The sequence below is a fragment of the Micromonospora humidisoli genome (assembly GCF_016900955.1).
Classification (GTDB): Bacteria; Actinomycetota; Actinomycetes; order Mycobacteriales; family Micromonosporaceae; genus Micromonospora; species Micromonospora wenchangensis.
Window position 1 is genome coordinate 1,133,502 of the sequence record NZ_JAFEUO010000001.1, and the last position, 26,377, is coordinate 1,159,878.

The window sequence follows — 26,377 nt, forward strand, 5'->3', positions numbered from 1 at the left end:
CCGAGCCACCACGGAACTGGGGAGAGTCGATGGTCCGCGCTGCCCGCGTACTGCTGGGGTTGTTGCTCGTCGCGTCGGTGGCGGTGCCTGCGCCGACGGTGGCGCGGGCGGTGGCGGCACCGCCGCCGGCCGGGGCGGCGTCGCTTTCGGCGGGTGTCGCCGGGGACGCGGACCTGACCGCCGGCAACCGGATCGGCGGGGTCGCCGGGCTGCCCGACTGGTCCCGGGTCGGCTATCTCGGCGGCCAGTCGTTGCCGTCGGACGCGGACCTGGCGGGCGGGTCCTGCACGATCGACGCGGCACGACTGGCCACCGAGTTCGGGGTCCGCGCCGACGACGCGGTGGACGACAGCGTCGGCCTCCAGTCGGCCATCGACCGGATCAAGGCGAACTGTTCGCCGTCGGGCAACCCGCACCGGCTCTCGCTGATCGGGTTGCCGGCCGGGCGGATCGACATCTCCCGGCAGATCTACGTCGACGCGAACTTCCTGGTGCTGCGGGGGCAGGGCGCCGGCAGCGGCGGCACCCGGGTGGTGTTCCGGCCGGACGTCAACACCCGGTACGACACGCTGACCGCCGACGGCAGCCGGTGGAACCAGGACACGATGACCTTCGGTTCGCCGCCGGACACCGGCACCGGGGGGTGGATCTGGCCCGGTCGCGCCCTGTTCAAGGTGCAGACCCGCGAGGTCGCCGACCGGTACGCCGACGAGTGGGCCGCCGCCCCCGCCAACCGCAAGGACCTGTTCGAGGGATCGATCAACCAGCACTGGGCCTCCGGCCAGAAACTGGGTTCCGCGTCGACCGACCCGGGGTTCTCGGCCCGTGCCGGGCAGACCGTGATCCGCCTGGACGCCAAGGCGAAGATGGACGGCTTCCGCGTCGGCGGCTACGTCTGGGTCGGGGTCGCCAACAGCCTGCGCTTCTACGAGCAGCAGGGGCTCGCGCCCGACGATCCCGGCACCCGCGAGAACCTGCACATGCGCCAGCAGATGTTCCGGGCGATCGCCGTGAACACGTCGGCGAAGACCGTCACGCTGGACCGCCCGCTGGAGTACGACGCGCCCGTCGACTCCACCTCGGACGGCTCCGCGCCGATCGCCGGCAACGTCTACACCAGCAAGATCACCCCGCTGCGGGCGGTGGAGGGGGTCGGCTTCGAGAACTTCGCCTTCTCCCAGGAGATGGAGGGGCTGCCGAAGCTGCTCGGCGGCGTCTACCACCCCAGCCCGACCGACGCCGTGCACAACTACGGCAACCTGGCCCCCGAGTACGCCATGCACGGCATCGCGTTCAAGTGGGCCGCGAACAGTTGGGCGCGCGGGCTGGCCGGGTCGATGACCGGCTCGCACCCGATCGTCACCGAGGTCGCCCGCAACCTCCAGATCGAGCACAACACGTTCGACGGGGCGTGGAACAAGGGCAAGGGCGGCAACGGCTACCTGCGCGGCAGCCGGGTGTGGGACTCGCTGTGGGCGTACAACACCAGCCGGAACCTGCGACACTTCACGTTCCAGTGGTCGGCCAGCGGCAACGTGGCGTTCGGCAACGACCTCGACTCCGACCTCAACCTGCACGGCGGCTGGGAACGCTACAACCTGTTCGAGGGCAACACGGTCCGCGTCCCGTACGAGCACCGGTCGGGCAGTTGCACCGCCAACTGCGGCGGCGAGGGCGGCGAACTGGAGGACGGCACCTGGTTCCCGATCTGGTGGGCGGCGGCGGCGAAGGCGATCAAGTGGTCCGGGGCGTCCGGTCCGCAGAACGTCTTCCACCGCAACACCATGATCAAACAGTCCGTCCCGGGTGGCCCCTACCTGCCCTACGAGCCGTACTCCAGCGACGGCGGCGACGCGGAGGCGATCTACCAGTTCGGCTCCGACGCGGCGAACCCGCGCGCGTTCACCCCGCTCAGCCAGGGCGGCGCGCCGATCAAGGACTGGTCCGGCCGGGAGACCGTGAACTACGCCGGCCAGGGTGTCGCGGTACGCACCGGCGAGCGGTGGCCGTCGCTGTTCCTGCGCGACGTCGGCCAGCTCGAACCGCGCGACGGCAACCGGCGGACGGTCGTCACCTGGAACATGCAGGGCGCGGGGTCCAGCGCGGGCGGCAGCTACGAGAACAAGTACGCGACAGTGCTGGGGTTCCTCAGCGCGGGAACGCTGGCGGTGGCCCTCCAGGAGGCCGGGTCGCCGCCCGCCGGCAGCGCGCACGAGATGGCGCGGCACGCCCAGCAGGTGTTCGCCAACAACGGCATCTTCCCCCCGGTCTACGAGTACTACCTGGGCACCCTGCTCGGTGAACCCACCCGGCACCTGTACTGGCTGAACACGGACACCTCGACCCAGGGCCCGAACCGGGTCAACCTCGCCATCGCCACCGCGCAGCGCGCCGACCAGGTCGCCGTGGTCGCCGGGCAGGCGGGCGCCCGGCCGGCGCTCGGCGTACGGATCGGCGAGACGTTCTTCTTCACCGTGCACGGCTGGGCGGGCAACGGCAACGACATGCCGACCACGTTGGCGAACATCCGCACGTACATCCAGAACAACCCCGGCCCGAACGGCACCTACGAGTGGGTCGTGCTCGGCGACTTCAACCGGGAGCCGCAGAACCTGCGCAACGCGCTGCCGGCCAACCAGTTCGCCGTGATGGCCCCGGACGCCAACACCCATCCGACGACGGGCCCGACGAACACCCTGGACTACGCGGTGACCGACTTCGGCAACGGCGCGCCGACGCTCTTCCGGGCGCACACCGAGAACACGATCACCAACTCCGACCACCACCCGGTGACCTACGGCTTCGACCTGCGCGCCGCCGCGGAGGTGCCGCCGCTGTCCACACCGACGATGCCCGGCCGGGCCCTGCTGCGCAACGCCGCCACCACCTCCGTCGCCGACGCCGAACCCAACGGGGGGCCGCTGGTCGTGGATACCGCGTACGACCCGTCGCGGGCGCAACAGTGGCGGCTGGACTGGGACAACGAGGTCTCCGGCTACCTGCGCCTGCAACGGGTACGGGAGGGCAACTCGACCGACGACCGCTACCTGGGCCTGGCCGACGCGGCCCCGGACGCCCGCGCCGCGCTGGGCTGGTCACCGTCGCTGGCCCAGCTGTGGCGGCCGGTGGCCAACGGCGACGGCACCTACACCCTGCTCAACTACCTGACCGGGCAGGCGCTGACGGTGCTGCCGGGCGACTTCGTGCTGGCCGCCCGGGACGCCACCGACTCGCCGTACCAGCGCTGGTTCCTCGCGTCCTCGACGGACCTCGAACTACGGCGCGACATCCTGCCGGTCGTCGCGCCCGCCGGCACGGCGGCCGAACTGGGGGTGGCCGGCCCGGACGGCGTCGAGGGCCGGCCGGTGCAACTGCTCCCGGCCACCACCGGCAGCCGGGAGTGGCAGCCGGTGCCGGCCGGGCAGCGCGGTGCCGACAGGTGCTTCTACCTGCTGTACGGCGACGAGTACCTGACCTCGACCCCGGACGGGGGCCTGCCGCAACCCGGCGCGCACGTGGTGCTGGACGGCTACGACCCGCACAGCCAGGGGCAGGTCTGGTGCGTGCACCAGGACACCGCCTCGATGACCATCTACAACAACACCGTCGTGCAGGGCCAACTCGTCCAGACCTACCTGACCGACCACGGCCTGCACGCGCACCTGAGCGTGGAGTCCGTGCCGGACACCGGGCGGGAGGGCTGGCGCTGGTGAGGTGACGCGGGGGCGACGACCCCCGCGCCCCGGGGCATGCTGCGCACCGGTCGGCGACGTCCTGCGGCGTAAGCTGAACGGCGTCGATGTCGTCGACGGTCGGGGGTCACCGGGGCGTGGTGGGGCTGTCGTCGGGAGATGGCGTCGAGGGTGGGCACCGGACCCGGCCGCAGGGCGCGCTGCGACTTCAGATCCTCGGCCCGCTGCGCGTGCAGCGGGGCGGCGTCGAGCTGGACCCGGGCCCCCGCCAGCGCGCCTACCTGCTGGTCCTGTTGCTGGCCCGCGCCGGTGAACCGGTCAGCACCACCGAGCTGATCGACCTCGTCTGGGGCGACGACGCGCCCGCGACCGCGGTCAACGTCATCCACAAGTACGTCGGTGCGCTGCGCCGCCTGCTGGAACCCGGGTTGCCACCCCGGGCGGTCGGCTCCTACCTGCACCGGCACGCGACCGGCTACCGCCTCGCCGCCACGGCGGAGCTGCTCGACCTGATGGCGTTCCGGGGGCACGTCGGGACCGCCGCCGCCCACCTCGCCGCAGGCCGGGACACCGACGCCCTCGACGCGTACTCCCGGGCGCTCGCGCTGTGGCGGGGGCCGGCCGGCGACGGCTACCCGCACCGGCCGGGCGCGGTCGCCCTCTTCGCCGCCCTGGACGGGGAGTTCTTCACCGCCGCCGTCGCCGCCGCCGACCTGGCCATCGCGGCCGGACAGCCGCACCAGGTCCTCGCCCCCCTGCGGCTGGCGGCGGCGATGACGCCTCTGCACGAGCCGGTGCAGGCGGCGCTGGTCACCGCGTTGGTCGCCGCCGGCCAACAGGCGCAGGCGCTGGCCGTGTTCCGGGCCGTCCGGGCCGACCTCGCCGAGCAGTTGGGGGTGGACCCGGGCCCGGCGCTGAGCCAGGCGTACCACCACGCGCTCGGCCGGACGGCACCGCCGGGCCTTGCCGTGCCGGCCGTACCGCCGGGCCCGACCGGTGACGGCCTGGTCGGCCGGGCCGGCGAACTGGCGGCCCTGCGGGACGCGACCACGGCGGCCTTCGCGGGCGGCACCGCGCTGGTGCTGGTCCAGGGTGAGCCAGGGGTCGGCAAGACCCGGCTGCTGCGGGAGGCCACCGCCGAGGCGGCGCGGCGCGGCGCGCTCGTCGTCTGGGGGCAGTGCCTCGACGGCGGTGGCGCACCCTCGATGTGGCCGTGGGTCCAGGCCATCCGGACCCTGCTCGACGGGATGCCCGACGGACCCGGGGCCGTCCCGGTCGGCCGGGAGCTGGGCAGCCTGCTGGAGCCGCGCCAGGACGTCCTCGCCGCGCCGGTGCTGCCCGACAACGGGTTCCCGTTCCGGCTCTTCGAACAGGTCGTCGCGATCGTCGCCGCGGCGTCGGCCCGGCGGCCGACGGTGCTCGCGCTCGACGACCTGCAGTGGGGCGACGACGCGTCCCTGCACCTGATCGGCCACCTGGCGGCCCGGCTGCCCGGCGGCACCACACTGGTCGGCGCGCTGCGCGACCACGCCCCCACCCCGGGCGTCGCGCTGTCCCGGATGCTCGCCGCGGTCAGCCGGCTCCCCGGCCACCAGCGGATCCGCCTGGGCAATCTCACCGAGTCCGAGGTGGCCGAACTCATCCGCCGGGAGACCGGCTCGACACCCACCCCGGAGTCGACCCGGAGCATCCTCGCCCGCACCGCCGGGAACCCGTTCTTCGTCCGGGAACTGTCCCGGCTGCTCACCGACCGGCCCCGGGGGTATGCCGGCGTGCCGGCCACCGTTCGGGACGTGGTCATCGACCGGATGTCCGGGCTGGCCGCCGGCAGCCGCGACCTGCTCCGGACCGCCGCGTTGATCGGCCGGGAGGTGGAACTCGGGCTGCTGGCCCGGGCGGCCGGGCTCGACCTCGACCGCTGCCTGGAACAGCTGGAACCGGTGCAGGCGCTCGGCATGCTCCGCAGCCGCCCGGACGACCCGTTCTCGCTGCGGTTCGCCCACGACCTGGTACGTGAGGCGGTGACCGCGACGACCCGGCCGGCACAGGCGGGACAGCTGCACCTGCGGATCGCGGACGCGCTGGAACAGGGCGGCGCGGACGCCGAGACGGTGGCCGAGCGCCTCGCCCACCACCTGTGGTCCGCCGGCCTGCTCGCCGAACCGGCCCGGACGGCGCAGGCGCTGATCCGCGCGGGCCGGCAGGCGGCGGGCAAGTCGGCGCTCGACGTCGCCGAGCGGTGGCTGCGCTCGGCGGTGCAGGTGGCCCGCGGTGCGGGTCTCGCCGCATGGGAGCTGTCCGCCCTGGCCCAGCTCACCGCCGTTCTCGGCATGCGGTCGATGTACGGCTCCTCGGTGACCGACCTGCTGGAACGGGCCGAGCACCTGGCCCGGGACCTCGGTCGGGAGCGGGAGGCGGCAGGTTTCCTCTACTCCCGCTGGGCCGCCCTGGTCCAGGCGGTCGAACTCGACCGCAGCGCCCCGCTGGCCCGCCGGCTGCTGGAGCGGGGGCGGGAGTCCGCCGACCCGTGGGTGCTCGCCTGCGGCCTGCACGCCTGGGGCCTGCAACAGTGGGACTACGGGGAGATCGGTGAGGCGGTCCGCTGGCTCGACAGGTCCCGGAACATGATCTTCGACGTCCCGCGCCGGGACGAGGACCCGGTGCGGCACGACCTCCAACTGCTGATGGCCGCGATGCTGGCCGAGGTCACCACGCTGCACGGCGCGGTGGCCGACGGCCGGGCCGTGCTCGACGGGCTGGAGGACCTGGCCGGCGACGACCCGTACATGGTCACGGTGTGGGCGTGCGCCGCCACCCGGATAGCGGTGATCGTCGGCGATCCGGTGCTGGCGTTGCGCGCGTCCGGCCGGGGGATCGCCGTCGACCCTGGGTTCTCGTTCGTCTTCCTCGGCACCTACCAGCGGCTGGCCCGCTGCTGGGCGCTGGCGGTGACCGGCCGGGATCCGCTCGGCAACGCGGACCGGGCCCGGCGGCTCATCGCCGCGCACCTGCTCGACCCGCCCCGCTCGGACGTCGCCGCCTGGCACGGTCTCCTCGGCGAGATGCTTCTCGCCGGTGGCGCGGTCGACGCCGCCGCGACCGCGCTCGACCAGGCCGACCACTATCTGGAGTCGTGCGGTCAGCGGCACCCGGAGGGGCTGCTGCTCCTGCTGCGGGCCCGGCTGCTGCGCGCGCGGGGCGAGCCGGTCGAGGTCGTCCGGGCCGCCGCCGAGAAGGCCCGGACGGTGTCGGCGGTGCGGGGCGCGTTCCTGCACACCCGCCGGGCCGAGCGGCTCCTCGCCGAGCTGACGACCTGACCCACCGCCGGTGGTGGCGGGACGTCGGTGCGGCGACCGGCACCGGGCGGCGTCGACCGCCGGCGGGGGAGCGTGGCTTGACAACCGGCCGGGTCCGCAGTGGACGATGAGACGTGAGAATCCTTGTGGTGGGCGGCAGTGGTCTGATCGGCGGGCACGTCGTCGAGGTGCTGCGCGGGCGGGGGCACACGGTGACCACGGTGGCCCGGACGGCCCGGCCCGGTGTCGACCATCTGCTCGACGTCGAGTCCGCCCCGACCGACGACCTGCGGTCGCTGCTCGCCGGGCACGACGGTGTCGTCCTCGCCACCCGGGCCGACGAGCAGCGGGTGCTGCCCCGGCCGATCCATCCGGTGCTGCGCCGCGAACTCGTCGACCCGGTGGTACGCCTGCTCACCGCCGCCCGTGCCGAGGGCCTCACCCGGGCGGTCCTGACCGGGTCGTACTACACCTTCTTCGACCGGCGGCATCCGCAGTGGCGGCTGGCGGACCGGCACGTCTACGTCAGGTGCCGGCGGGAACAGGCCGCCGAGGGCCGGGTCGCCGCCGGCCCGCAGCTCCCGGTCACCGTGCTGGAGTTGCCGTTCGTCTTCGGCCGGGCCGGCGACCGGCTGCCCAACTGGGCCGGTCCGCTCGACCGGTGGGCACGGTCCCGGGTGCCGCTGGCGGTCCCCGTCGGCGGCACCGCCGCCGCCTCGGCGCGCAGCGTGGCCGAGGTCGCCGTCGAGGCGCTCGAACAGGCGCGCGGCGCGGACGTCCCGGTCGTCGACGAGAATCTCACCTGGGCGGCCATGATGACCCGGATCGCCACCGCCGTCGGTCAGCCGCGTCGGGTCGGCCGCCTGCCCGCCCCCGCCGTACGGGCCGCGCTGGGCTGCGGTGGCCTGCTGCACGGTCTCGCGCGCCGGGAGGCGGGCCTCAACCCCACCCACCTCGCCGACCTGCTGCTGGCCGAGCTGTTCATGGAACCCACCACCGGCCGGTCGCTGGATCCGGCGCTGCGGGACACCTTCGCCCCGACCGGCTAGCCGCGCCGCCGGAAGCGAGCCCGTTCACCCGTCCGTCGGCTCGGTGCCGCCGCGCAGTCGTAGCAGCGCCTGCGGGGTGAGGCTGCGGGCGAGGGTCTCCAGGGCGGCGGTGAGCTCGGCGATCCGGGCCGGGTCGTCGGTGCCGAGGGCCGCGGCGAGCGCGCTGTCGACCGAGGCGGCCCTGATCTGGACGACCCGGTCGGAGAGCTGCTGCGCGGTGTGCAGCAGCAGCCGTCGCCGGTCGTCGGGGTCGGGGGTGGCCTCGATGGCGCCGGCCTCGCGCAGGCGGGCGGCGCAGACCGACACCTTGCTCTGCGGGAAGCCCGTCCGGTCGGCGATCTCGCTGACCGAGGTGCCCGGGTGGGCCCGGATGTCGCTCGCGACGATGAGCACGGAGCGGTGCAGCGCCGGGTGGGAGTCGATCCCCTCGGTGGGGATCGCCTCCTCGCCGAGCTTCATGAGGGTGCGCCCGAGGAGGAACAACTCGATGCCGTTCACCGGGTCAGGGTACATCAGAAAAGATTCATCATTTAAGATGCATCTGATACGATGCTTTTTGTCGGCGGGACCCGCCCGCCCGACGCAGGGAGACGCAGATGTCCGTCACCGCCACCCTCCGGACCGGCACGCTCGCCGTTCCCGGCGCCCGGCTCTACCACGAGGTGCGGGGCAGTGGCCCGCTCCTGCTGATCGGCCAGAGCGGGGAGGGCGACGCCCACCGGACCACCGACCTGGTGGAGCAGCTCGCCGACGCGTACACCGTGGTGACCTACGACCGGCGCGGGCTGTCCCGCAGCACGCCCACCGACCCGGAGCGGCCGGTGACCCTGGCCGACCACGCGGACGACGTCCACCATCTCCTGACCAGCCTCACCGACCGGCCGGCCGCGATGCTCGGGTGCAGCCTCGGCGCCTCGATCGGGCTGCGGCTGGCCGTCCGCCACCCCGGTCGGCTGCACACCCTCGTCGCCCACGAGCCGGTTTCACCCCGGCTGCTGCCCACCGCCGAGCGGACCCGCCACGAACGCGAACTGCTCGACGTCCAAAAGCGCTACGCGGCCCGGGGGCTGACCGAGGCGATGCGGGAGATCGCCCGGGTGCTCGGCATCGACCCGACCTGCCAGGAGGCCGAGCCCGACCTCACCCCGCAGCCGCTGACGCCGCAGCGCGTCGCCAACTTCGACACGTTCATCCGCCGGGACTTCACCGCGATCGTCGGCGACGACCTGCGCCCGGAGGACCTGCCCGGCTGCGGCACCCGGATCGTCCCGGCGGTCGGCGTCCGCACCGCGCCGGAGGTCTTCGACCGCCGGTGCGCGGACCGGCTGGCCGAGCTGCTCGGGACCACGCCGGTGGTCTTCCCCGGCGGGCACAACGGCAACACCACCCACCCCCGGGGGTACGCGGCCACGCTGCGCGAGGTCCTCGCCGCGCGGGACTGACCACGCGCCGCGCGCAGGCGGCGCGTCGTCGACCGGTGCCCGGCCACCGGTTCAGCCGCGACTCCACCGCTGGCTGGTCGCCCCGTTGCAGTCCCAGATCTGGGTACGGGTGCCGTTGGCCGTGCCGTTGCCCACCAGGTCCAGGCACCGGCCCGAGCCGACCGCCGTGACGGTGCCGTCGGCGTTGAAACGCCACTTCTGGTTCGACTGGCCGTTGCAGTCCCAGATGATCACCGACGTGCCGTTGGCGGTGCCGGCGTTGTTGACGTCCAGGCACTTGCTGCCGTAGACCCGCAGTTCCTGGCTGCCGGTCGAGGTCCAGGACTGGTTCGCCTGGCCGTGACAGTCCCAGACGATGGTGGTCGCGCCGTTGGTCTGCGCCGCGCCGTTGACGTCCAGGCACCGGCCGGCGGAGACGCTGCGCACGGCGGACGTCGTGCCAGGTGGCGGCGTGGTCGGCGGGGGTGTCGTCGGTGGGGGAGTGGTCGGGGGCGGCGTGGTGGGCGGGGGAGTGCCGCCGCCGGTCACCAGGAACATCGCCGCGCCGTGCGCCGGCACCGAGGCGCTGATCGTGCCGCCCGACGTCGAGCTGCTGTGCGCCCAGAGATCCCGCACCGCGTAGGACGAGGCGCTGCCGAGGCCCAGCGCGCTGGCCGTGGTGGTGACCGTGGCCGTGCCGCCACCCCGGTTGAGTAGCACCGTGGCCACCGCTCCGGTGGACATCGGCTTACGCCAGACCTCCAGGTCACCGCTGTCACTGATCTTGTAACCCTGCCGGCCACCCCAGTCCTGGTTGACCGCGATGACCTCGGTGTTGGTCAGGATGGTCCGGGTGGCCGCCGACATGGAGCGCAGGTCGTTGCCGGCCAGCAGTGGCGCGTTCAGCAGCGCCCAGAGGCTGAAGTGGGCCCGTGACTCGGTGTCGGTGGGGCCGTTGCCGACCTCCAGCATGTCCGGGTCGTTCCACGCACCGGGCCGGGCGTACGAGTCCTTGCCGACCTGCTGGTCGAGGATGCCCATGATGGAGTACCAGTTGCCGCCGATGTCACCGGTGTTGCGCCAGGAGTTGCCCACCGACGCGCCCCAGGTCCAGACGCTCTCCTGGCCCCAGTTGCACAGGCTGTAGAGGATGTTGCGGCCGGTGGCCGCCAGGGCGTCCCGCATCGCGGTGTAGCGCTGCTGTCCGCTGCGGCCGAGGTGGTCACCGCAGTTGTCGTACTTGAGGTAGTCGACGCCCCAGGACGCCCAGAGGTTGGCGTCGCGTTGCTCGTAGTTGATGCTGGCCGGGTAGCCGGCGCAGGTGGTCGTCCCGGCCGACGAGTAGATGCCCAGCTTGAGGCCCTTGCCGTGGACGTAGTCGGCGAGCGCCTTCATGCCGCTGGGGAACTTCGCCGGGTCGGCGACCAGGTCGCCGCTGGCGTTGCGCTGCTTGGTCGACCAGCAGTCGTCGATGTTGACGTACTCGTAGCCGGCGGCGGCCATGCCGCTTGCGACCAGTGTGTCGGCGGTCTGCCGGATCAGCGTCTCGTTGACGTTGCAGCCGAACGAGTTCCAGTCGTTCCAGCCCATCTGCGGGGTGCGGGCCAAGCCGTTCTCCAGCGCCTGCGCGGGCGGGGCGCTGCCGAGCACCGCCGCGCCGGTGACCACCGCCGTGCCCAGGGTCGCCGCCAGCAGTACGGGGGACAGCAGGGCGACTCGTCGTCGGAACATGCGCACGCTCCTTGCCGGGGTGCAGGCCACGGTTCGTAATACATCGACGTCCGCCAACGTAATTCGTCTGACATGTGACGTCAATATGCGCCAGTCGACCGCACCCGGGGCCGGCCTGCGCCGCCCTCGCCCGGGGGCCGCACCGCCCGCCGCCCGCCGTCCGGGGGTCGGTCACCGGACGTCCGGGCTGCATACCTTCCAGTCGCCGTCCTGCCGCTCGACGTTCAACCCCACCGTCCGGGGTGCCTGGTCCGAATAGGTGACCTCGGCGGTCACCCACCGCCGGGTCGGTGTATCGCCCGAACGCTCGACCGTCACGTCGGTGATCCGGAACCCGGTCACCCCGTACCCGCCCGCAGGACGGTCCAGCCAGTCCGCCCGCGACTCGCGGCGTCGGTCGGCCGCACACAACATGTCGTACGCGCCGTTGTCGTCATGTCTGACCACGGCGGACAGGTAGGCGTCGGCGGCGGCGCGGATGCCGGGCTCCTCCCTCGCGTCCTTGCGGGACAGGTAGAAGCCGGCGGTCGGGGTGCCACAGCAGAGCAGCACGCCGACGCCGACGATGACGATGGCGAAACCCCGCCCGGACAGCTCCTTCTCGGCGGCCACCGCACCGACGGTACGGGCCGGCGGCAAGGTGCCCGCCGGCCCCGCCGCGACGGGTGTCCACCGTGCACCACGGCGGACACCCGTCGACAGCTCCCGTCAGGAGATCGAGGCGGGGAACCGGTCCCAGACCCGGTGGGCGGCCAGCAGGGCCTGCGCGCCGGCGAGCACACCGGTCGGCGAGTCACCGGTCACCACGCCCGCCGCGCCGGCCACCCCGGCCAGCTCCAGCACCCGCACGCCCGCGCCCCAGGCGCCGATCACCTTGGCGTGCCGCCAGCACTCCTGCACCAGCAGCAGCACCCGGGGGTCGACGACAGTGGCGTCCGCCGCACCCGCCTTGGCGTCCCGGGCCGGTAGCGCGTCCGGTGCCGGAGCGGGGGCCCCGGCCAGCAGCAGCGCGTCCAGCTCGACCGAGCGGCCGGTGGCGAAGGTCCGCTGCACCGTCAGGTCGCCCACCGTGCCGCCGTGCGCGGCGATCACCAGCGGCACCATGCCCGCGGCGAACACCTCCCGGCGTACCTGCTCGACGTCGTCGGTACCGGCGTCGGCGTCGACCACGATGCCGACCGTCCGGCCGTCGGCCGGCCAGGTGCGGCCGAGCTGGGACAGCGTCGGGCTGGGCGCGACGTCGGCCAGCGGCACGGTCGGCTCCGGCGTCGGCAGGCCCAGACCGGTGGCCACCTGCGCACAGAGCACCGGGTCGATGTTGGCCAGGCACTGCAGCTGCCGTTCCCGGATCGCCTGGTGGTAGCACTTGCCCAACTCGAAGGTGTACGCCCGGACGATGTGCTCCCGCTCCACCGGCGACATGCTCAACCAGAACAGCCGGGCCTGGCTGAAGTGGTCGTCGAAGGAGGCCGGGTTGGCCCGGACCTTCGGGGCCTCGGCCACGGTCACCGGCACGTCGACGAACGCGTGCTCGGCGTCCCCGGCCGGGAACGGGTTGCCCCCGTCGAGCGAGTTCGGCCGGTACGGGGCGACCCCGGCGTGCACGGCGTGCTGGTGGAACCCGTCGCGGAGCATGTCGTTGACCGGCGCGTGCGGCCGGTTGATCGGGATCTGCGCGAAGTTCGGCCCGCCCAGCCGGGTGAGCTGCGTGTCGACGTACGAGAAGAGCCGGCCCTGCAACAGCGGGTCGTTGGTGACGTCGATGCCCGGCACCAGGTGCCCGAGGTGGAAGGCGACCTGCTCGGTCTCGGCGAAGAAGTTCGTCGGCGTCCGGTTGAGCACCAGCTTCCCGACCGGCTGCACCGGCGCCAGCTCCTCCGGCACCAGCTTGGTGGGGTCGAGCAGGTCGATGCCGGCGAAGGTCTCCTCCGGGGTGTCCGGGAAGACCTGCAGGCCGAGTTCCCACTCCGGGTACGCGCCGGCCTCGATGGCGTCGTAGAGGTCGCGCCGGTGGAAGTCGGGATCCATGCCGCTGAGCAGCTGCGCCTCCTCCCACTCCAGCGAGTGCACGCCCAGCTTCGGCTTCCAGTGGAACTTCGCCAGCACCGTCGCCCCGGCGGAGTTGACCAGCCGGAACGTGTGCACCCCGAACCCCTCCATGGTCCGGTACGAGCGCGGAATGCCCCGGTCGGACATGTTCCACATCGTGTGGTGCTGCGCCTCGGTGTGCAGCGAGACGAAGTCCCAGAAGGTGTCGTGGGCGCTCTGCGCCTGCGGGATCTCCCGGTCCGGGTGCGGCTTGCCGGCGTGGATGATGTCCGGGAACTTGATCGCGTCCTGGATGAAGAAGACCGGCATGTTGTTGCCGACCAGGTCGAAGGTGCCCTCGTCGGTATAGAACTTGGTGGCGAAGCCCCGGGTGTCGCGCACGGTGTCGGCCGAGCCCCGGGAACCCAGCACGGTGGAGAACCGGACGAACACCGGCGTCTCCTTCCCCTTGCGCAGGAAGCCGGCCCGGGTCACCTCCTGCGCGCCGTACCCGGTGAAGACGCCGTGCGCGCCCGCGCCCCGGGCGTGCACCACCCGCTCGGGGATGCGTTCGTGGTCGAAGTGGGTGATCTTCTCGCGGAGGTGGTGGTCCTGGAGCAGCGTCGGGCCGCGCGGGCCGGCCTTCAGGGAGTGGTCGGTGTCGCGCAGCCGGGCCCCGTGCGCGGTGGTGAGGAACGCACCCTGCTGGCCGTTGGCGACGGTCGGCGCGCCGGTGGCCGCGCCGGTCGGGGTACGGGTCTCCGGTGCGCCCTGCTCCTTCTTCGGTGGCAGTGGGTCATGCGGGGTGGTGGGCTCGTCGACGGTCGGCGGGGCGCTGCCCGGCGCTCCGGGGACCTCGGGGGTCATCAGCTGGGACACCTTCTCGGCGGCGGCGTCCACCACGTCCTTGACGACCTCGACCGGCTTACGGGATTCCATCTGGGCGGCACCTCTTCGGGGAGCGGGGAACGGGTGTTCCTCCCCTACCCGGGCATCCCGCCGCAAAACACGCCGGTCGGTCGTGGTGGCTCAGCGCAGTGCACGAAGGGTGACGGCGGTCACCGCGCCGTACGCCAGGTGCGGCACCAGGTCGGTCAGCCAGTCGGTGGCCGACCAGGTACGGGGGTCGGTCACCCGCAGCACGGTCAGCGGACCGTTGGAACCGATCATGGCCAGGCCGGTCAGAGCCAGGACGGACACGGCGGTGGGCAGCCGACGACCACCCGCCGCCGCGTAGCCGGCCGCTGCGGCCACCGAGGTGGCGTAGCCGAGCAGCGGCCCGAGCCCGGACCGGCGGTTCGCGGCCGTGCGCTGGTCACCGAGGTCGACGTGGGCCAGATCGGCCAGCCGGCCGGCGCTGTCCTCGGCGGCGCTGCTGGCCGGCCGGGCCCGCAGCGCCATGTCCAGGTAGGTGACGGCGTTGAGGGCGGACGCGCCGGCCGCACCGGCGATCAGGGCTCTGCTGGTGGGCGTCATCCTCCCCGGCTACCCGCCTACGGGACGCTGACACCCGCCGGGCGGTGACCGTCAGGAGACCGCCGTGGTCACCAGGTCCCGGACCCGCTTCTCCACCTCCGGGGTCCACGACCGCAGGGCGTACGACACCGGCCACAGGTCACCGTCGTCGAGGTTGGCCGACTCCTGGAACCCGAGGGTGCAGTACCGGTAGTTGAACTTGCCGGCGTCCTGGAAGAACACGACGATCTTGCCGGCCTCGTTCGCGTACGCGGGCATGCCGTACCAGGTCTTCGGCGACAGCTGCGGGGCCACCGTGGTGACCGTCAGGTGCACCCGCTCGGCGAGCGTCCGGTCCGCCGGGGCCATCTGGGCGATCCGGTCCAGCACCGCCTGCATGCCGTCGGCCTTCTTGGCGCCCTTGCGCCCCTCGGCCCGCAACTCGGCCGCACGTTCCCGCATCGCGGCCCGCTCCTCGGCGGTGAACCCGCCGCCGGCCTCCCCGCTGGTGTCGCCGTCGGTCGCGGTGGTCGCTTTCTTCGTGGACACGCGGGCTCCCTCGCTGGTCGGACGGGGCGCGGCACGCTGCCGGCCACCTGGGGTAAAGGCTATGACCCGGTCGGACCGACGGCTTCTCGATTCCTGACCGGCCGGGCCGACCCGCCCGGCGGCCGGGTCGCCCACCGGGCCGGGAACGCCCCGAGCGGCCCCGCCGGGCGGCGCTGCGGCGAGGCCCGCCACGCCGTGCGCCGGACCCCGGCGGGGCCGCCGGTCACAGGTCCTCGATCCGGTGCGTGGTGGAGCCGGTGGGACTGTGCACGACCACCGTGATGCTGCCGATCTCACCGCCCTCGGGCCCCGGCCACCACGCGGCCCACCATCCGCCCCCGGTGCTGGTCCGGATGGTCCGGCCGTCGGCGAGGACCAGGTCGACGCCGGTGACCGACGGGCCGACCAGACCCACGGCGTTGGAGTACTGGTCCCGGCCGGAGCCGACCGAACTGCGCGTCTCAAGGTTGACGGTGCCGGCGGCGGGAGGCGGCAGGGGGCCGTCCGCCAATGTCATCGCGGTCGGCTGGCCGTCGTCGACGCTCATGCACTCGATCACGCCCACGCCACGCTGCTGGATGAGCAGGGTGGCCACCCCCCGGCGCTCGGCCAGGAGCACGTCGGCGGGGCCGACCGGTGCCGTCGGTTCGCTGCCCACCCCGCTCGCGGCGCACCGGCGGGCCTGCGGCATGACCTGCTCGCCGGTGAGCGCGCCGGGCACCGGGGTCCAGGCGGCGAAGGCCCGGTCCATCGGCCCCGGTAGCAGCGCGGGCACGGTGACCGCGCCCACCACCGCGACCGCCCCGGCGGCGACCAGGCCGACCATCCCACGCCTGGTCACCGGGCGGCGTGCCGGTGCGGGGCGGGCGGCGGCCCGGCCTGCGACGATCCCGTCGACGACCGCGGTGGCCCGTTCCCAGTCGGCCGGGGTCGGCTGCACCCCGCGTGCCGGGTCCAATGCGGCAAGGCGTTCCAGATCCGTCATGACTGCTGCTCCTTGAAGACGGTGAGGGCGTGCGGACGGGGGGCGGCCGGTTCCAGCGCGGCCCGCAGGCGTTCCCGGGCCCGGCCCAACCGCATGGCGAACGTCGACCGGCGGCAGCCCAGCACGGTGGCCGCCTGCTCGGCGGTCAACCCGTCGAACGCCACCAGCGCCAGCACCTCCCGGTCGGCGGGTCGCAGGCTGCGCCAGGCCCGGTCGAGGTCGATCCGGGCGGCGGCGTCGACCATGTCGTCGGCGTACGCCGGGCCGTCCGCCGCCACCAGCCGGACGTCCAGGGCCTGTCGGCGCAGCCAGCCCCGGGTGTGGTTCGCCATCGTGCGGCGGGCCACCGCGAACAGCCACGGACGGGCGTCGGTGGGAAGGTCGTCGAAGCGTCGCCAGGCGGTGAGGAAGACCGTCGAGACGACGTCCTCCGCCTCGCTGGGTGGGACCCGCCGCTGGACGAACCGCAGCAGGTCCGGGTACGTCGCGGCGTGCAGGGAGCGGAACCGTTGCTCCCGTACGCCGTCATCAGCACTGCTCATGTGCACCTCTCGGTCGGCCGTTCCACCCCCTACCTGTCCGGCGGCGTCCCCACTGTCACACCCGGTTCGGCACCGAACCAGCCGTGGACAGCCTGCCGTCGATGCGTCTAAGGTCACGGCATCCTCCGCCCGTGCACCCCGACGAGGAGCGCCATGGGTTTCCCGGTATCCCTCGACGAGCTGCTCGGCGACGAGGTCCGACGCGATCCGTACCCGTACTACGCCCGGCTGCACGAGCTGGGGGAGGCGGTCGCCCTCGCCCCGACGGCACCGCACGCCGTGGTGGTCCACGGGTACGCCGCGGCCCAGCGGGTGCTGCGTGATCCGGTCTTCCGGGTGCTCGACGCGCGCTACCTGGACCACGCGGGCGTCCGCTGGCGCGACCACGCGGTGCTGCGGACCCTACAGGCCAGCATGTTCAACGCCCCGGCCGAGGACCACGCCCGGGTGCGTCACCTGTTCGGCCAGGCGCTGACCGCCCGCCGGGTCGCCGCCCTGGAACCGGCGATCGCGCGGATCACCGACGACCTGCTCGACGGGCTCGCCGAGGCGGGCGCGGACGGCCGCCCGGTGGACTTCATGGCGGCGTTCGCCCTGCCGCTGCCCAGCGCCGTCGTCGGCGAGCTGCTCGGGGTGCCGCCCGCCGACCGGGCCTGGTTCCCGTCCCGGGTGCGGGCGTTCGACGCGGTGCTGGAGATCGGGCCGCGCTCGTTCCGGGAGATCCGGGCCGCCAACCGCGCCGCCGAGGAGCTGGCCGGGTACTTCACCACGCTGCTCGCCGCCCGCCGGGCCGAACCCCGCGACGACCTCGTCTCGGCGTTGGCCCGGCTGCGCGCCGAACGCCCCGACCAGCTCTCCGAGGCGGAGCTGCTGGCGAACCTGATCGTCACGTACAACGCGGGGTTCCGGACCACCGCCAACCTGTTCGGCAGCGGGCTGACCCTGCTGCTGGCGCGGCCCGCCGCGCTGGCCGCGCTGCGCGCCGACCCGTCCCTCGCCCCGGCGTACGTCGAGGAGATCCTGCGCTACGAGCCGCCTGTGCACTTTGCGGTGCGCTACGCCGCCGAGGACACCGAGGTCGCCGGGGTGGCCGTCCCGCGTGGGCGGACGGCGCTGGTGCTGACCGGTGCGGCCAACCGGGATCCGCGCCGGTTCCCCGATCCGGACACGTTCGATCCGTCCCGGGCGGACAACCGGCACTTGGCGTTCAGCGCCGGGCCGCACTACTGCGTCGGGGCGGCGCTGGGCCGCACGGAGGGGCGGCTCGCGCTGCCCCGGCTGCTCGACAGGTTCCCGGCGCTGGCGCTCGCCGCGACCCCCGACGCGCCACGGCAACTCATGCTGCGGGGGTACGACCAGCTCGCGGTGCGGGTCGTCGCGCCGGCGACCGATCGGCCGGCCGGCACCGCCCGGGTGGACCTTGCGCAACCGGCTTGATTGAGTAAGGTCGATCAAAACGGAGCGGCTGCTCCGGTGACCAGCGCGGCGACGGTCCCACCGACGTCGCACCTGGTCCCGGCTGCGTCCCCGGCCACTGCCACGCCTCCCGCGTCCCACCGGCGGCCGGGTCCGCCGACGCCGACCTCCGGAAAGGAAACCCCGACCATGACCGACGAGATCCGCGCGTTCCTCTTCGCCGCGTTGACCGAGATGAAGTACGACATCGAGGGCGCCGACGACGACACGGTGTTCGGTCCGGCCGGTCTCGACGTCGACTCGCTCGGCCTCGCCGAACTGGCCGTCCGGGTGGAGGACCGGTTCGGGGTGACCTTCGACGACGACGAGGCCGAGGCACTGGCGATGATGACCGTCGGCGAGTTCTGCCGCACGGTGGCCGCCCGCGTCGAGCCCGCCTCGGCACACTGACCGTGCCCGCCGCGCCGCCCCGGAGGCGGTCCGTGAAGCGTTCGGTGCAGCAGCACGAGAGGGGACGCGCATGCGTGCCGGCGTGACGGTGACCGGGATCGGGCTGGTCAGCCCGGTCGGCAGCACCGCCGCCGAGGTGTTCGACGCGGTCTGCGCGGGCCGGTCCGGCCTGACCCGGCCGCCCGAGGGGCACCCGGTGCACGGCGTCGTCGACGTCGCCGCGTTCAGCCCGGACATCGACCCGGCCAGCGTGCTGCCCGGCCCCGAGTCCCGGGTGGCCGACCGCGCGGTGGTGATGGCACTGCGGGCGGCCGGTGACGCACTTGCCGACGCCGGGGTCGAGGTGGGCCGCGACGTCGACCCGTACCGGGTGGCCGTGATCGTCTCCGGCGTCGGTGGCCTGTCGACCCTGGCGAGCCAGGTCCTCGCGCGGGCCGAGCGGGGCCGGTTCGGGGTCAGCCCGTACATGCTGCCCGGCACCCTGCCCAACATGGGCGCGGCGCGGATCGCCATCAGGCACGGCATCCGGGGCTACACCTCATCGATCGGCACCGCCTGCGCATCCGGGGCCCAGTCGATCGGGGAAGCGCTGCGTATCCTGCGCGCCGACGAGGCCGACCTGGTGCTCTGCGGGTCCAGCGAGGCACCGCTCTTCCCGACCTTCGCCGACGCGTTCGGCAACGCCCGCGCGCTCGCCCACGGCTGGTCGGACCCGACGGAGGCGAGCCGCCCGTTCGACAGGCGGCGCAACGGCCTCGTCCTCGGCGAGGGGGCCGGGGTGTTCGTCCTGGAACGCACCGCGCACGCGGTGGCGCGCGGCGCCCGGCGGTACGCCGACCCGCTCGGGTGGGGCGCGAACAACGACGCCTACCACCCGACCACCCCCCGCCCCGACGGGTCCGGTGCGGCGCACTGCATGCGCACGGCGCTGCGCGACGCCGGCCTGGGACCCGACGACGTCGGCTACCTCAACGCCCACGGCACCAGCACCAGGGCCGGTGACGCGGCCGAGGTGGCCGCCCTGCGGGACGTTTTCGGCGCGGGAAGTCCGCCGGTCAGCTCCACCAAGGGGGTCACCGGGCACGTGCTCGGCGTCTCCGGGGTGATCGAGGCGGCGATCGGGGTCGAGGCGCTGCGTCGCGGCCTGCTCCCGCCGACCCACAACCTCGACGACCCCGACCCGGGTGACGATCTCGACCACATCCGCAAGCAGCCGCGGGAGGCCGCCGTGACCACGGTGATGTCGAACTCGTTCGGCTTCGGCGGCCACAACGTCAGCCTGCTGTTCGGCCCGCCCGGGGCGTGACCCGCCGCCTCCGGGGACGATTCCGACTGCCGCGTCGGGGCGGTGTCAGCGGACGGTGAGCACCGACGCCCCGTCGTACCGGGCGACGGTGACGGCGAAGTGCTGGTCCAGCATGTCGGTCACGTAGTCGAGGTCGGCCACGAGCGGCACCGGCAGCATCGCCCGCTGGTCGACCGGGGCGTCGGTGCAGACCAGCTCGATCCGGTCGGCCTTGAGCAGCCCCCGGGTCAGGAACGCCGGCAGGTCCTCGGGCAGCAGGAAGCGCCACAGGTCGACGTTGACGATCACGTCGAGCGCGCCGGCCTTGAACTGCTGGAGCACCGTGCCGAGCAGGTGCGCGTTGGTCGGCCCGGCCGGCGCGTCGTGGTCGAAGGTCTGCGAGTCGGGGCCCAGTTCCAGGGTGGACACCCCGTTGCCGATCACCAACGCGGTGCGGCCGGCCAGTTCCGTGCGCAGCGTGTCGGGCAGCGCCTCCGGCCGGCCCAACCCCGCCCGCCGGTACGCCTCGATGGCCTGGCCGTAGAGCCGGATGCGGCCCAGGTGCCGGCCGAACGTGTTGATCGCGTACAGCACCTCGACGTCGTAGCGCAGGTGCTTGCGCAGCAGGTACTTCATGTTGTCCATCGAGGCGAGCCCGTTGGACGTCTTACGGAAGTGCGGCAGGTGGTACGACGTCGCCTCGACGTCCAGCTCGAACACGTCGGGCCGGCCCCCGTGCAGGTGGAAGATCCGGTAGAAGAACTCCAGGTCCTCGAACCCCCACTTGACCATCGCCTCGTCGAAGCCGGCCACCCGCAGGAACGACTCCCGGTCGACCGAGGCGTTGTGGGTCAGGCCCAGCACCCAGGGCGCGCTGGGGAAGTCGCGGATGCGCTGCGGGTGGGCGATGTCCTCCAGCCGGGGGTCGCCCCGCTCGGCGTCCAGCAGCTCCGGGTCGACGGGTTCGCCCCGGCGCACCGCGTCCGCGCCGGCCCAGTCGAGGTCGTAACGTTGGCCGAGCAGGACCCCGGGCCGGCCGCCGCGGGCGGCGTGGTGGTCGCGGTGCCGGGCGAGCAGGGTGGGATGGGCGACCGTGTCGGCGTCCAGGAACAGCAGGACGTCGGCCTGGGCGCGGGCCGCCGCCGCGTTGCGGTTGGCGCTGCGGCCCCGGTTGGTCTCGCTGCGCACGCAGGCGATCCGCAGCCGGTCGGCGTAGCGTTCGACGACCGGGGTCAGCGGGACGGCCGAACCGTCGTCGCCGACGATGACCTCGAACTCCTGCGCCGGGAGGGTCTGCCGGGTCAGTGACGCGACGGTCGTGTCGAGCGCGACGGCGTTGTTGTGGGCGGGGATCACCACGCTCAGGCGGGGCCGGTCCATGGAACTCCTTCGGAAGATACCGGCCGGGCCCCCGTCGCGGGGCGTCAGCGGGGGGTGCAGTGCTGGGTGATGTAGTCGGCCAGGTCGCCGACCGTGGTCATCCGGTCCTCGTCGAGATCCTCGACGTCGATCTGGATCTCCAGCTCGTCCTCGATCTCGAGCAGCAGCTCCAGCGCGAGGGAGGAGCTGAGGCCCAGCTCGTCCATCAGCTGCGTGCCGACGGTGACCGGTGCCTCCGGCCGGAGCATCCGGGTCAGCAGCGCGACCATCGTGTCGACGACCTGCCCACGCAGCTGTGGCGCGGTGGTCGTGTCGGGCTCTGTCACTGGACCACACGCTCCAACATGGAGCCCATCAGAGCAAACGTGATCGGCAGGTGTCAACGGCTGTCGCGATCTTCAGCCGACCGGTCGCGGGACCGCTCCGGACGGTCCGTCGAGGCCGTGGAACGACGCCGTGTCGTAGGGCCCGTCGCCGGTCAGGGCCACCGCGACCCGGTAGCCGGCCGGGGTCGCGACGTCGGTGACCCGGTGTACGCCAGGAGGGTCGCCGCACGCCACCACGTCGCCCCGGTGCACCGGCAGCGTCAGGTGCGGCCAGAGCCGTTCCCCGGCCGCCTTGACCACCGCCTCCTTGCGGGCCCACAGCCGGGCGAACCGGTCGGCCCGGTCGGCGACGTCCGGCCCCGAGGCGACGTGCCGGGCCTCCCCGGCGGCGAAGAACCGGGCGGCCAGCGCCACCGGGTCCCGGTCCGGCGCAACGTGCTGGATGTCGACCCCCACCGGACGGTCACCGCCCACCGCCACCGCGACCAGCCCGGCGGAGTACGACAGGCTGGTCTGCGGCCCGCCCCGGGGCTCGGTCAACGTCGGCTTGCCGTACCGGCCCCGCCGCCAGGCGAGCCGTCCGGGTGCGACGCCCAGGGCCGCGCCCACCAGCAGCCGCAGCGCCCCGTGCGCCACGGTGAACCGGTCCCGGGCGGTGGCCGGGCCGAGCGCCGCCGCCCGGCGGCGTTCCTCGGCGGTGAGCACCGCGTCGTAGCGGGCCAGCTCGTCCGGGCCGACCCGGGCCGGCAGGATCCAGATCCGGACGGTGTCCCGCATGGGCCGTACCCTAACGCCGGCGTCACCGGCCGGCCGGCGACCCGACCGGCGACGTTGACACGTGCCGATCAACGTTGCTCTGATTGACCGATGTTCGCGCAGACCGCCGAGGCGCAGGTGCTCGTCCCGTTCGCCGGCCCGGGGGCCGGGACCGCGCCGCTGACCTGGGGTCAACTGGCGATCATGCAGGACATGCGGGAGACCGGGTGGACGCACAACGTCAGCGGCGCGCACCCGGTGCCGGCCGGGGTCACCGTGCAGCAGGTCGCGGCTCAGCTCGGTGACCTGATGAGCCGGCACCCGGCGCTGCGGATGCGGCTGGGCACCGACGAGCACGGCGAGCCCTGTCAGGTGGTCGCCGCCGACGGGGAGATCGCCCTGGACGTGCTGGACGTCCCCGACGACGCCGACCCGGCCGACGTGGCGAAGTTCGCCTACGAGTTGGGCCACGCCCGGCTGCTGGCCCCCTACGACCTCTACCGGGACTGGTCGGTGCGGATGGCGGTGATCCGGCACCGGGGCGCGCTGGTGCACCGGGTGCTGACCCTCGACCACCTGGTCGTCGACGGCACGGCGACCGCCCTGGTGATGGCCGACCTCGGACTGGTCGACCTGGCGGCCCGGCGCGTGCCCGACCCGCGTACGGTGCAACTGCTCGACCTCGGCCGGCGCGAGCGCACCCCGCAGCTGCGCCGGGTGAGCGACCGGGCGGTCCGCCACTGGGAGGCGCACCTGCGCGACCTGCCGCCCTCGACCTTCGGCGGGGTCACCAACCCGGCCGGCCGGCACGGCCGACGGTTCTGGCACGGCCGGTTCAGCTCACCGGCGGCCTACCTGGCGGTGCAGGCCATCGCCCGCCGCACCCGGACGGACACCTCCCGGGTGCTGCTCGCGGTGATCGCCGTGGCGGTCGGCCGGGCCACCGGGGTCAGCCCGCTGACCGCCAAACTGATCGTCGGCAACCGGTTCCGGCCGGGGTTCGCCGAGGCGATCGCCCCGCTGAGCCAGAACGGGGTGCTCACCGTGGACGCCACCGACACCACCGTGGACGAGGTGGTGACCCGGGCCCGCCGCGCCTCCGTCGCCGCCGGCATGTACGCCTACTACGACCCGACGCAGCTCGCCGAGGCCGCCGCCCGGCTCGACGACGAGCGCGGCTACCCGGCCCGGGTGACCCTGCGGATCAACGACCGGCGGGTGGTGACCCGGCAGGCGGCGGACGACGCGGCCCGCGCCGTCGAGGTGACCCCGGAGCAGATCCGCCGCCGGGCGGGCGAGACGTTCCTGGTCTGGGACGGCACCCTCGACCACCTGCCCGAGCAGGCGTTCATCACGGTGGAGGACCAGCCGGACACGATCTTCCTCCAGGTGATCTTCGACCTGGGCTGTTTCACCGAGGCCCAGGCCGAGACACTGCTGCGCGGGGTGGAGGAGGTGGCCGTCGAGGCCGCGTTCGACCCGGCGGCACCGACCCGGGTCACCGGCTGACCGGGCCGGTCACCGCCCGCCGGGCGACCCGGTGACCGCCATGGCGACGCTCACCGCTCGACCCGGTCCCAGGTCACCGGCAGCGCCTCCAGGCTGCGTACCACCAGGCCGGGCTTGAACCGCAGCTCCTCCTCGGGTACGGCCAGCCGCAGGCCGGGCAGCCGACGCAGCAGCGCACCGAGGGCCTCCTGCAACTCCATCCGGGCCAGCGCCGCGCCGAGGCAGTGGTGCGGGCCCGCCCCGAACGCCAGGTGCGGGTTGTCGGTCCGGGTCAGGTCGAGGGTGTCCGCCCCGGCGAACACCGAGCCGTCCCGGTTGGCCGAGGCGATCGCCGGCAGCACCGGGGTACCCGCCGGCAGGCACACCCCGCCCAGTTCCACCTCCTCGGTGGTGACCCGGGGCAGCAGCACTCCGTTGTCGCCGAGCTGGATGAACCGGGACAGCTCCTCCACCGCGCGGGCCACCGCGACCGGGTCGTCACCGCGCAGCCCGGCAAGCTGGTCGGGGTGCCGGGCCAGCACGAGCAGGAACAGGTTGAGCTGGTTGGTGGTGGTCTCGTGGCCGCCGACGAAGATGCCGGCGGTCACCGAGACGAGTTCCCGTTCGGTGAGGTCGTCGTGCTCGTCCCAGGCCTTGATCAGGGCGCTCATCAGGTCGTCGCCCGGCTCGCGGCGGCGCGCGACGATCATCTCGCCGAACGCGTCGAGGGCGGCCTGCGGGGCCGCCGGGTCGGCGTCCCAGTCGCCGACGAGCGCGTCGGACCACTCGCGTACCCGGTCCTGGTCCTGCTCCGCGATGCCGAACAGCTTGCTGATCACGTAGATCGGCAGCGGCGCGGACAGGTGGGGGATCAGGTCCGCCGGCGGGCCCGCCGCCACCAGGTCGTCGATCATCCGGTCGACGAGCGCGGCCACCGTCGGGCGCAGCGCCTCCACCCGGCGGACGGTGAACGCGTGCGACACCGCCCGGCGCATCGTGGTGTGCCGGGGCGGGTCCATCCCGATCAGCGAGTCCTCGGCCAGCGAACCCAGCTCCCGGGTCGGCCGGTCCGGCCCGGCCGCGGCGGCCCGGCTGAACCGCTGGTCGGTGAAGACCCGGCGGACGTCCGCGTGCCGGGTGGCCAGGTAGGCCTTCCCGCCGTCGGGCAGCGCGATCGGCGCCACCGGGCAGGTCTCCCGCAGCCGGGTGTAGTCAGGTGACGGGTGGTAGATCGTCGGAGCCGGAGCGAGCGGGTACGGGATGGGCTCTTGCGTCATCTGCGACTCCTCGGGTGGTCGAACGGTGGGTCAGCTCCGGTGACGTGCGGCGAGGTCCACCAACGCCGGCAGCACCTCGGCGGGGGCGGGCATCGCGTGGACCCGGTCGCGCATCAGCGCGGCGGCAGCCCGCCAGGGGCCGTCGGCGATCAGCTCGCCGACCAGCCCACGCAGCGTGTCGTCGTCGGCCCGGTCGCCGGCGAGCCAGGTGCCGGCCCCGGTGACGGCCAGCCGCTCGGCGTTGAAGTGCTGGTCGCTGACCTGTGGCAGGACGAGTTGCGGCACCCCGAGGCCGAGCGCCGTCATCGTGGTCCCGGCACCGCCCTGCTGCACCAGCGCGGCGCAGGTCGGCAGCACCAGCCGCAGGGCCAGCGGGCTGTCGACCAGCCGGACGTTGCCCGGCAGCGGGCGCAGCGCCGCCTGCTGGGCCGGCTCGACCAGCACGACGACCTCCACGTCCAGCCCGGCCACCGCCCGCACCACCCGGGGGAGGTCCAGCCGGTCGTCCAGCCCGGCCCCGGCCATCATGGTGCCGGCCGTGACGCAGACCCGGGGCCGGTCCGCCGGGCCGTGCAGCCAGGTCGGCAGCACGGCCGGGCCGTTGTACGGCACGTACCGGACCGGTCGGGTCGGGCCGGTCGCCGGCACCTGCATCGGCGGCGGCACCGGGTCGAGGGTCAGCGCACCGGCGAGGTCCACATCGGTGGCGGCCAGCCCGAACCGGCCGGCCAGCGGGCCGAGCACCGGCTCCGGGTCGAGCCGGAGGGTCACCGAGGAGTCCGGTCCCCACAGATGCCGTACCCCGGGCACGCCCAGCGCGGCGGCGGCCACCGCGGCGGCCAGGTTGAACGGCTCCCAGACCAGCAGGTCCGGTCGCCAGGAACGGCCGAACCCGACCAGGTCGTCGAGGAGGGCGTCGGCGAACCGGACCACGCCGCCGTCGGCGGTGATCGCCGGCTCGACCGTGTCGTCCGGCTCGTTCTCGGCCCGGTCCAGGGCGCCCACCGCGCCGATCCGGCCCGCGAACGCGGTGGCGAAGTCGACGTCCGCGCCCAGCGGCACCGCCGCCAATCCGGCCGAGGTGATCGCCGGCACCAGCGCCGGATGGCTGGCCACCCGCACCTCGTGCCCGGCCGCCTGCAGGGCCCAGCCGAGCGGCACCAGGCCGTAGAAATGCGACCGCCAGCCCCACGTCGACAACAGAATCCGCAAAGCCGCAGTCAAGTCCGACCCATCCGCGCGCAGCACCCG

The 26,377-nt window shown here is 73.9% G+C and carries 21 protein-coding genes; 8 read left to right on the top strand and 13 right to left on the bottom strand.

What is annotated here, in order from left to right; all coding sequences use genetic code 11:
* Window positions 1-29 precede the first annotated feature (29 nt).
* From JQN84_RS05025 to JQN84_RS05035, 3 genes are all read left to right on the top strand, one after another.
* Window positions 30-3,713, top strand: a complete 3,684-nt coding sequence (locus JQN84_RS05025) for an RICIN domain-containing protein (RefSeq protein WP_204957185.1) — start codon at window positions 30-32, stop codon at window positions 3,711-3,713.
* Between the two features lie 86 nt (window positions 3,714-3,799).
* Window positions 3,800-7,009: an ATP-binding protein gene (locus JQN84_RS05030; RefSeq protein ID WP_204957186.1), complete on the top strand. Its 3,210-nt coding sequence runs from the start codon at window positions 3,800-3,802 to the stop codon at window positions 7,007-7,009.
* Between the two features lie 113 nt (window positions 7,010-7,122).
* Window positions 7,123-8,037, top strand: a complete 915-nt coding sequence (locus JQN84_RS05035; protein ID WP_204957187.1) for an NAD-dependent epimerase/dehydratase family protein — start codon at window positions 7,123-7,125, stop codon at window positions 8,035-8,037.
* Between the two features lie 24 nt (window positions 8,038-8,061).
* Here the strand turns inward: JQN84_RS05035 and JQN84_RS05040 are convergent, their stop codons facing one another.
* The gene (locus JQN84_RS05040) at window positions 8,062-8,535 is read right to left on the bottom strand and encodes a MarR family winged helix-turn-helix transcriptional regulator (protein WP_204957188.1); all 474 of its coding nucleotides are present in this window, start codon (window positions 8,533-8,535) and stop codon (window positions 8,062-8,064) included.
* A gap of 98 nt (window positions 8,536-8,633) precedes the next feature.
* Here JQN84_RS05040 and JQN84_RS05045 point away from each other — a divergent pair, with 98 nt between their 5' ends.
* Complete coding sequence (locus JQN84_RS05045) at window positions 8,634-9,479, top strand: alpha/beta fold hydrolase (protein WP_204957189.1); 846 nt, start codon at window positions 8,634-8,636, stop codon at window positions 9,477-9,479.
* Between the two features lie 51 nt (window positions 9,480-9,530).
* Here the strand turns inward: JQN84_RS05045 and JQN84_RS05050 are convergent, their stop codons facing one another.
* From JQN84_RS05050 to JQN84_RS05080, 7 genes are all read right to left on the bottom strand, one after another.
* Complete coding sequence (locus JQN84_RS05050; RefSeq protein ID WP_204957190.1) at window positions 9,531-11,189, bottom strand: glycoside hydrolase family 27 protein; 1,659 nt, start codon at window positions 11,187-11,189, stop codon at window positions 9,531-9,533.
* A gap of 171 nt (window positions 11,190-11,360) precedes the next feature.
* Window positions 11,361-11,801 (bottom strand): Rv0361 family membrane protein, encoded by a 441-nt coding sequence (locus JQN84_RS05055; protein WP_204957191.1) that lies wholly within the window; start codon window positions 11,799-11,801, stop codon window positions 11,361-11,363.
* Between the two features lie 96 nt (window positions 11,802-11,897).
* Window positions 11,898-14,156, bottom strand: coding sequence for a catalase (locus tag JQN84_RS05060; protein ID WP_204957192.1), 2,259 nt, complete (start codon window positions 14,154-14,156; stop codon window positions 11,898-11,900).
* 90 nt (window positions 14,157-14,246) lie between these two features.
* Window positions 14,247-14,693 carry a hypothetical protein gene (locus JQN84_RS05065; protein ID WP_204957193.1) on the bottom strand — a complete coding sequence of 149 codons (447 nt, stop codon included), beginning with the start codon at window positions 14,691-14,693 and terminating at the stop codon, window positions 14,247-14,249.
* Window positions 14,694-14,744: 51 nt separating this feature from the next.
* A complete protein-coding gene (locus JQN84_RS05070; protein ID WP_307821013.1) occupies window positions 14,745-15,221 on the bottom strand; it encodes an iron chaperone in 477 nt (158 codons plus the stop codon).
* Window positions 15,222-15,444: 223 nt separating this feature from the next.
* Window positions 15,445-16,206: a hypothetical protein gene (locus JQN84_RS05075; protein WP_204957194.1), complete on the bottom strand. Its 762-nt coding sequence runs from the start codon at window positions 16,204-16,206 to the stop codon at window positions 15,445-15,447.
* The gene (locus JQN84_RS05080; protein ID WP_204957195.1) at window positions 16,203-16,748 is read right to left on the bottom strand and encodes an RNA polymerase sigma factor; all 546 of its coding nucleotides are present in this window, start codon (window positions 16,746-16,748) and stop codon (window positions 16,203-16,205) included. Before JQN84_RS05080 ends, JQN84_RS05075 begins: the two co-directional genes overlap by 4 nt.
* A gap of 153 nt (window positions 16,749-16,901) precedes the next feature.
* Between JQN84_RS05080 and JQN84_RS05085 the strand changes: the two genes are divergently transcribed.
* The 3 genes from JQN84_RS05085 (at window position 16,902) to JQN84_RS05095 (ending at window position 19,920) form a co-directional block, all read left to right on the top strand.
* Entirely contained in the window at window positions 16,902-18,185 is a 1,284-nt protein-coding gene (locus JQN84_RS05085) for a cytochrome P450 (RefSeq protein WP_204957196.1), read from the top strand.
* Window positions 18,186-18,353: 168 nt separating this feature from the next.
* Window positions 18,354-18,614: an acyl carrier protein gene (locus JQN84_RS05090; protein WP_204928196.1), complete on the top strand. Its 261-nt coding sequence runs from the start codon at window positions 18,354-18,356 to the stop codon at window positions 18,612-18,614.
* A gap of 70 nt (window positions 18,615-18,684) precedes the next feature.
* Window positions 18,685-19,920, top strand: a complete 1,236-nt coding sequence (locus JQN84_RS05095; protein ID WP_204957197.1) for a beta-ketoacyl-[acyl-carrier-protein] synthase family protein — start codon at window positions 18,685-18,687, stop codon at window positions 19,918-19,920.
* A 45-nt stretch (window positions 19,921-19,965) separates the two neighbouring features.
* Here JQN84_RS05095 and JQN84_RS05100 read toward each other — a convergent pair whose 3' ends face one another.
* The 3 genes from JQN84_RS05100 to JQN84_RS05110 form a co-directional block, all read right to left on the bottom strand.
* Entirely contained in the window at window positions 19,966-21,279 is a 1,314-nt protein-coding gene (locus JQN84_RS05100; protein ID WP_204957198.1) for a glycosyltransferase family 2 protein, read from the bottom strand.
* A gap of 44 nt (window positions 21,280-21,323) precedes the next feature.
* Entirely contained in the window at window positions 21,324-21,605 is a 282-nt protein-coding gene (locus JQN84_RS05105) for a phosphopantetheine-binding protein (protein ID WP_281899330.1), read from the bottom strand.
* A gap of 72 nt (window positions 21,606-21,677) precedes the next feature.
* Window positions 21,678-22,382 carry a 4'-phosphopantetheinyl transferase family protein gene (locus tag JQN84_RS05110; protein ID WP_204957199.1) on the bottom strand — a complete coding sequence of 235 codons (705 nt, stop codon included), beginning with the start codon at window positions 22,380-22,382 and terminating at the stop codon, window positions 21,678-21,680.
* 90 nt (window positions 22,383-22,472) lie between these two features.
* Here JQN84_RS05110 and JQN84_RS05115 point away from each other — a divergent pair, with 90 nt between their 5' ends.
* Window positions 22,473-23,870, top strand: coding sequence for a condensation domain-containing protein (locus JQN84_RS05115; RefSeq protein ID WP_204957200.1), 1,398 nt, complete (start codon window positions 22,473-22,475; stop codon window positions 23,868-23,870).
* A gap of 50 nt (window positions 23,871-23,920) precedes the next feature.
* Here JQN84_RS05115 and JQN84_RS05120 read toward each other — a convergent pair whose 3' ends face one another.
* Window positions 23,921-25,126: a cytochrome P450 gene (locus JQN84_RS05120; protein WP_204957201.1), complete on the bottom strand. Its 1,206-nt coding sequence runs from the start codon at window positions 25,124-25,126 to the stop codon at window positions 23,921-23,923.
* Between the two features lie 30 nt (window positions 25,127-25,156).
* Entirely contained in the window at window positions 25,157-26,338 is a 1,182-nt protein-coding gene (locus JQN84_RS05125) for a nucleotide disphospho-sugar-binding domain-containing protein (RefSeq protein ID WP_204957202.1), read from the bottom strand.
* Window positions 26,339-26,377 lie beyond the last annotated feature (39 nt).

What these genes read in the sequence shown, in the direction of transcription:
- JQN84_RS05110 (WP_204957199.1), bottom strand. Translation starts at nt 22,382, where the DNA reads ATGCGGGACACCGTCCGGATCTGGATCCTGCCGGCCCGGGTCGGCCCG.
- JQN84_RS05080 (WP_204957195.1), bottom strand. Translation starts at nt 16,748, where the DNA reads ATGAGCAGTGCTGATGACGGCGTACGGGAGCAACGGTTCCGCTCCCTG.
- JQN84_RS05095 (WP_204957197.1), top strand. Translation starts at nt 18,685, where the DNA reads ATGCGTGCCGGCGTGACGGTGACCGGGATCGGGCTGGTCAGCCCGGTC.
- JQN84_RS05025 (WP_204957185.1), top strand. Translation starts at nt 30, where the DNA reads ATGGTCCGCGCTGCCCGCGTACTGCTGGGGTTGTTGCTCGTCGCGTCG.
- JQN84_RS05120 (WP_204957201.1), bottom strand. Translation starts at nt 25,126, where the DNA reads ATGACGCAAGAGCCCATCCCGTACCCGCTCGCTCCGGCTCCGACGATC.
- JQN84_RS05085 (WP_204957196.1), top strand. Translation starts at nt 16,902, where the DNA reads ATGGGTTTCCCGGTATCCCTCGACGAGCTGCTCGGCGACGAGGTCCGA.
- JQN84_RS05100 (WP_204957198.1), bottom strand. Translation starts at nt 21,279, where the DNA reads ATGGACCGGCCCCGCCTGAGCGTGGTGATCCCCGCCCACAACAACGCC.
- JQN84_RS05075 (WP_204957194.1), bottom strand. Translation starts at nt 16,206, where the DNA reads ATGACGGATCTGGAACGCCTTGCCGCATTGGACCCGGCACGCGGGGTG.
- JQN84_RS05065 (WP_204957193.1), bottom strand. Translation starts at nt 14,693, where the DNA reads ATGACGCCCACCAGCAGAGCCCTGATCGCCGGTGCGGCCGGCGCGTCC.
- JQN84_RS05045 (WP_204957189.1), top strand. Translation starts at nt 8,634, where the DNA reads ATGTCCGTCACCGCCACCCTCCGGACCGGCACGCTCGCCGTTCCCGGC.
- JQN84_RS05090 (WP_204928196.1), top strand. Translation starts at nt 18,354, where the DNA reads ATGACCGACGAGATCCGCGCGTTCCTCTTCGCCGCGTTGACCGAGATG.
- JQN84_RS05030 (WP_204957186.1), top strand. Translation starts at nt 3,800, where the DNA reads ATGTCGTCGACGGTCGGGGGTCACCGGGGCGTGGTGGGGCTGTCGTCG.
- JQN84_RS05115 (WP_204957200.1), top strand. Translation starts at nt 22,473, where the DNA reads ATGTTCGCGCAGACCGCCGAGGCGCAGGTGCTCGTCCCGTTCGCCGGC.
- JQN84_RS05060 (WP_204957192.1), bottom strand. Translation starts at nt 14,156, where the DNA reads ATGGAATCCCGTAAGCCGGTCGAGGTCGTCAAGGACGTGGTGGACGCC.
- JQN84_RS05050 (WP_204957190.1), bottom strand. Translation starts at nt 11,189, where the DNA reads ATGTTCCGACGACGAGTCGCCCTGCTGTCCCCCGTACTGCTGGCGGCG.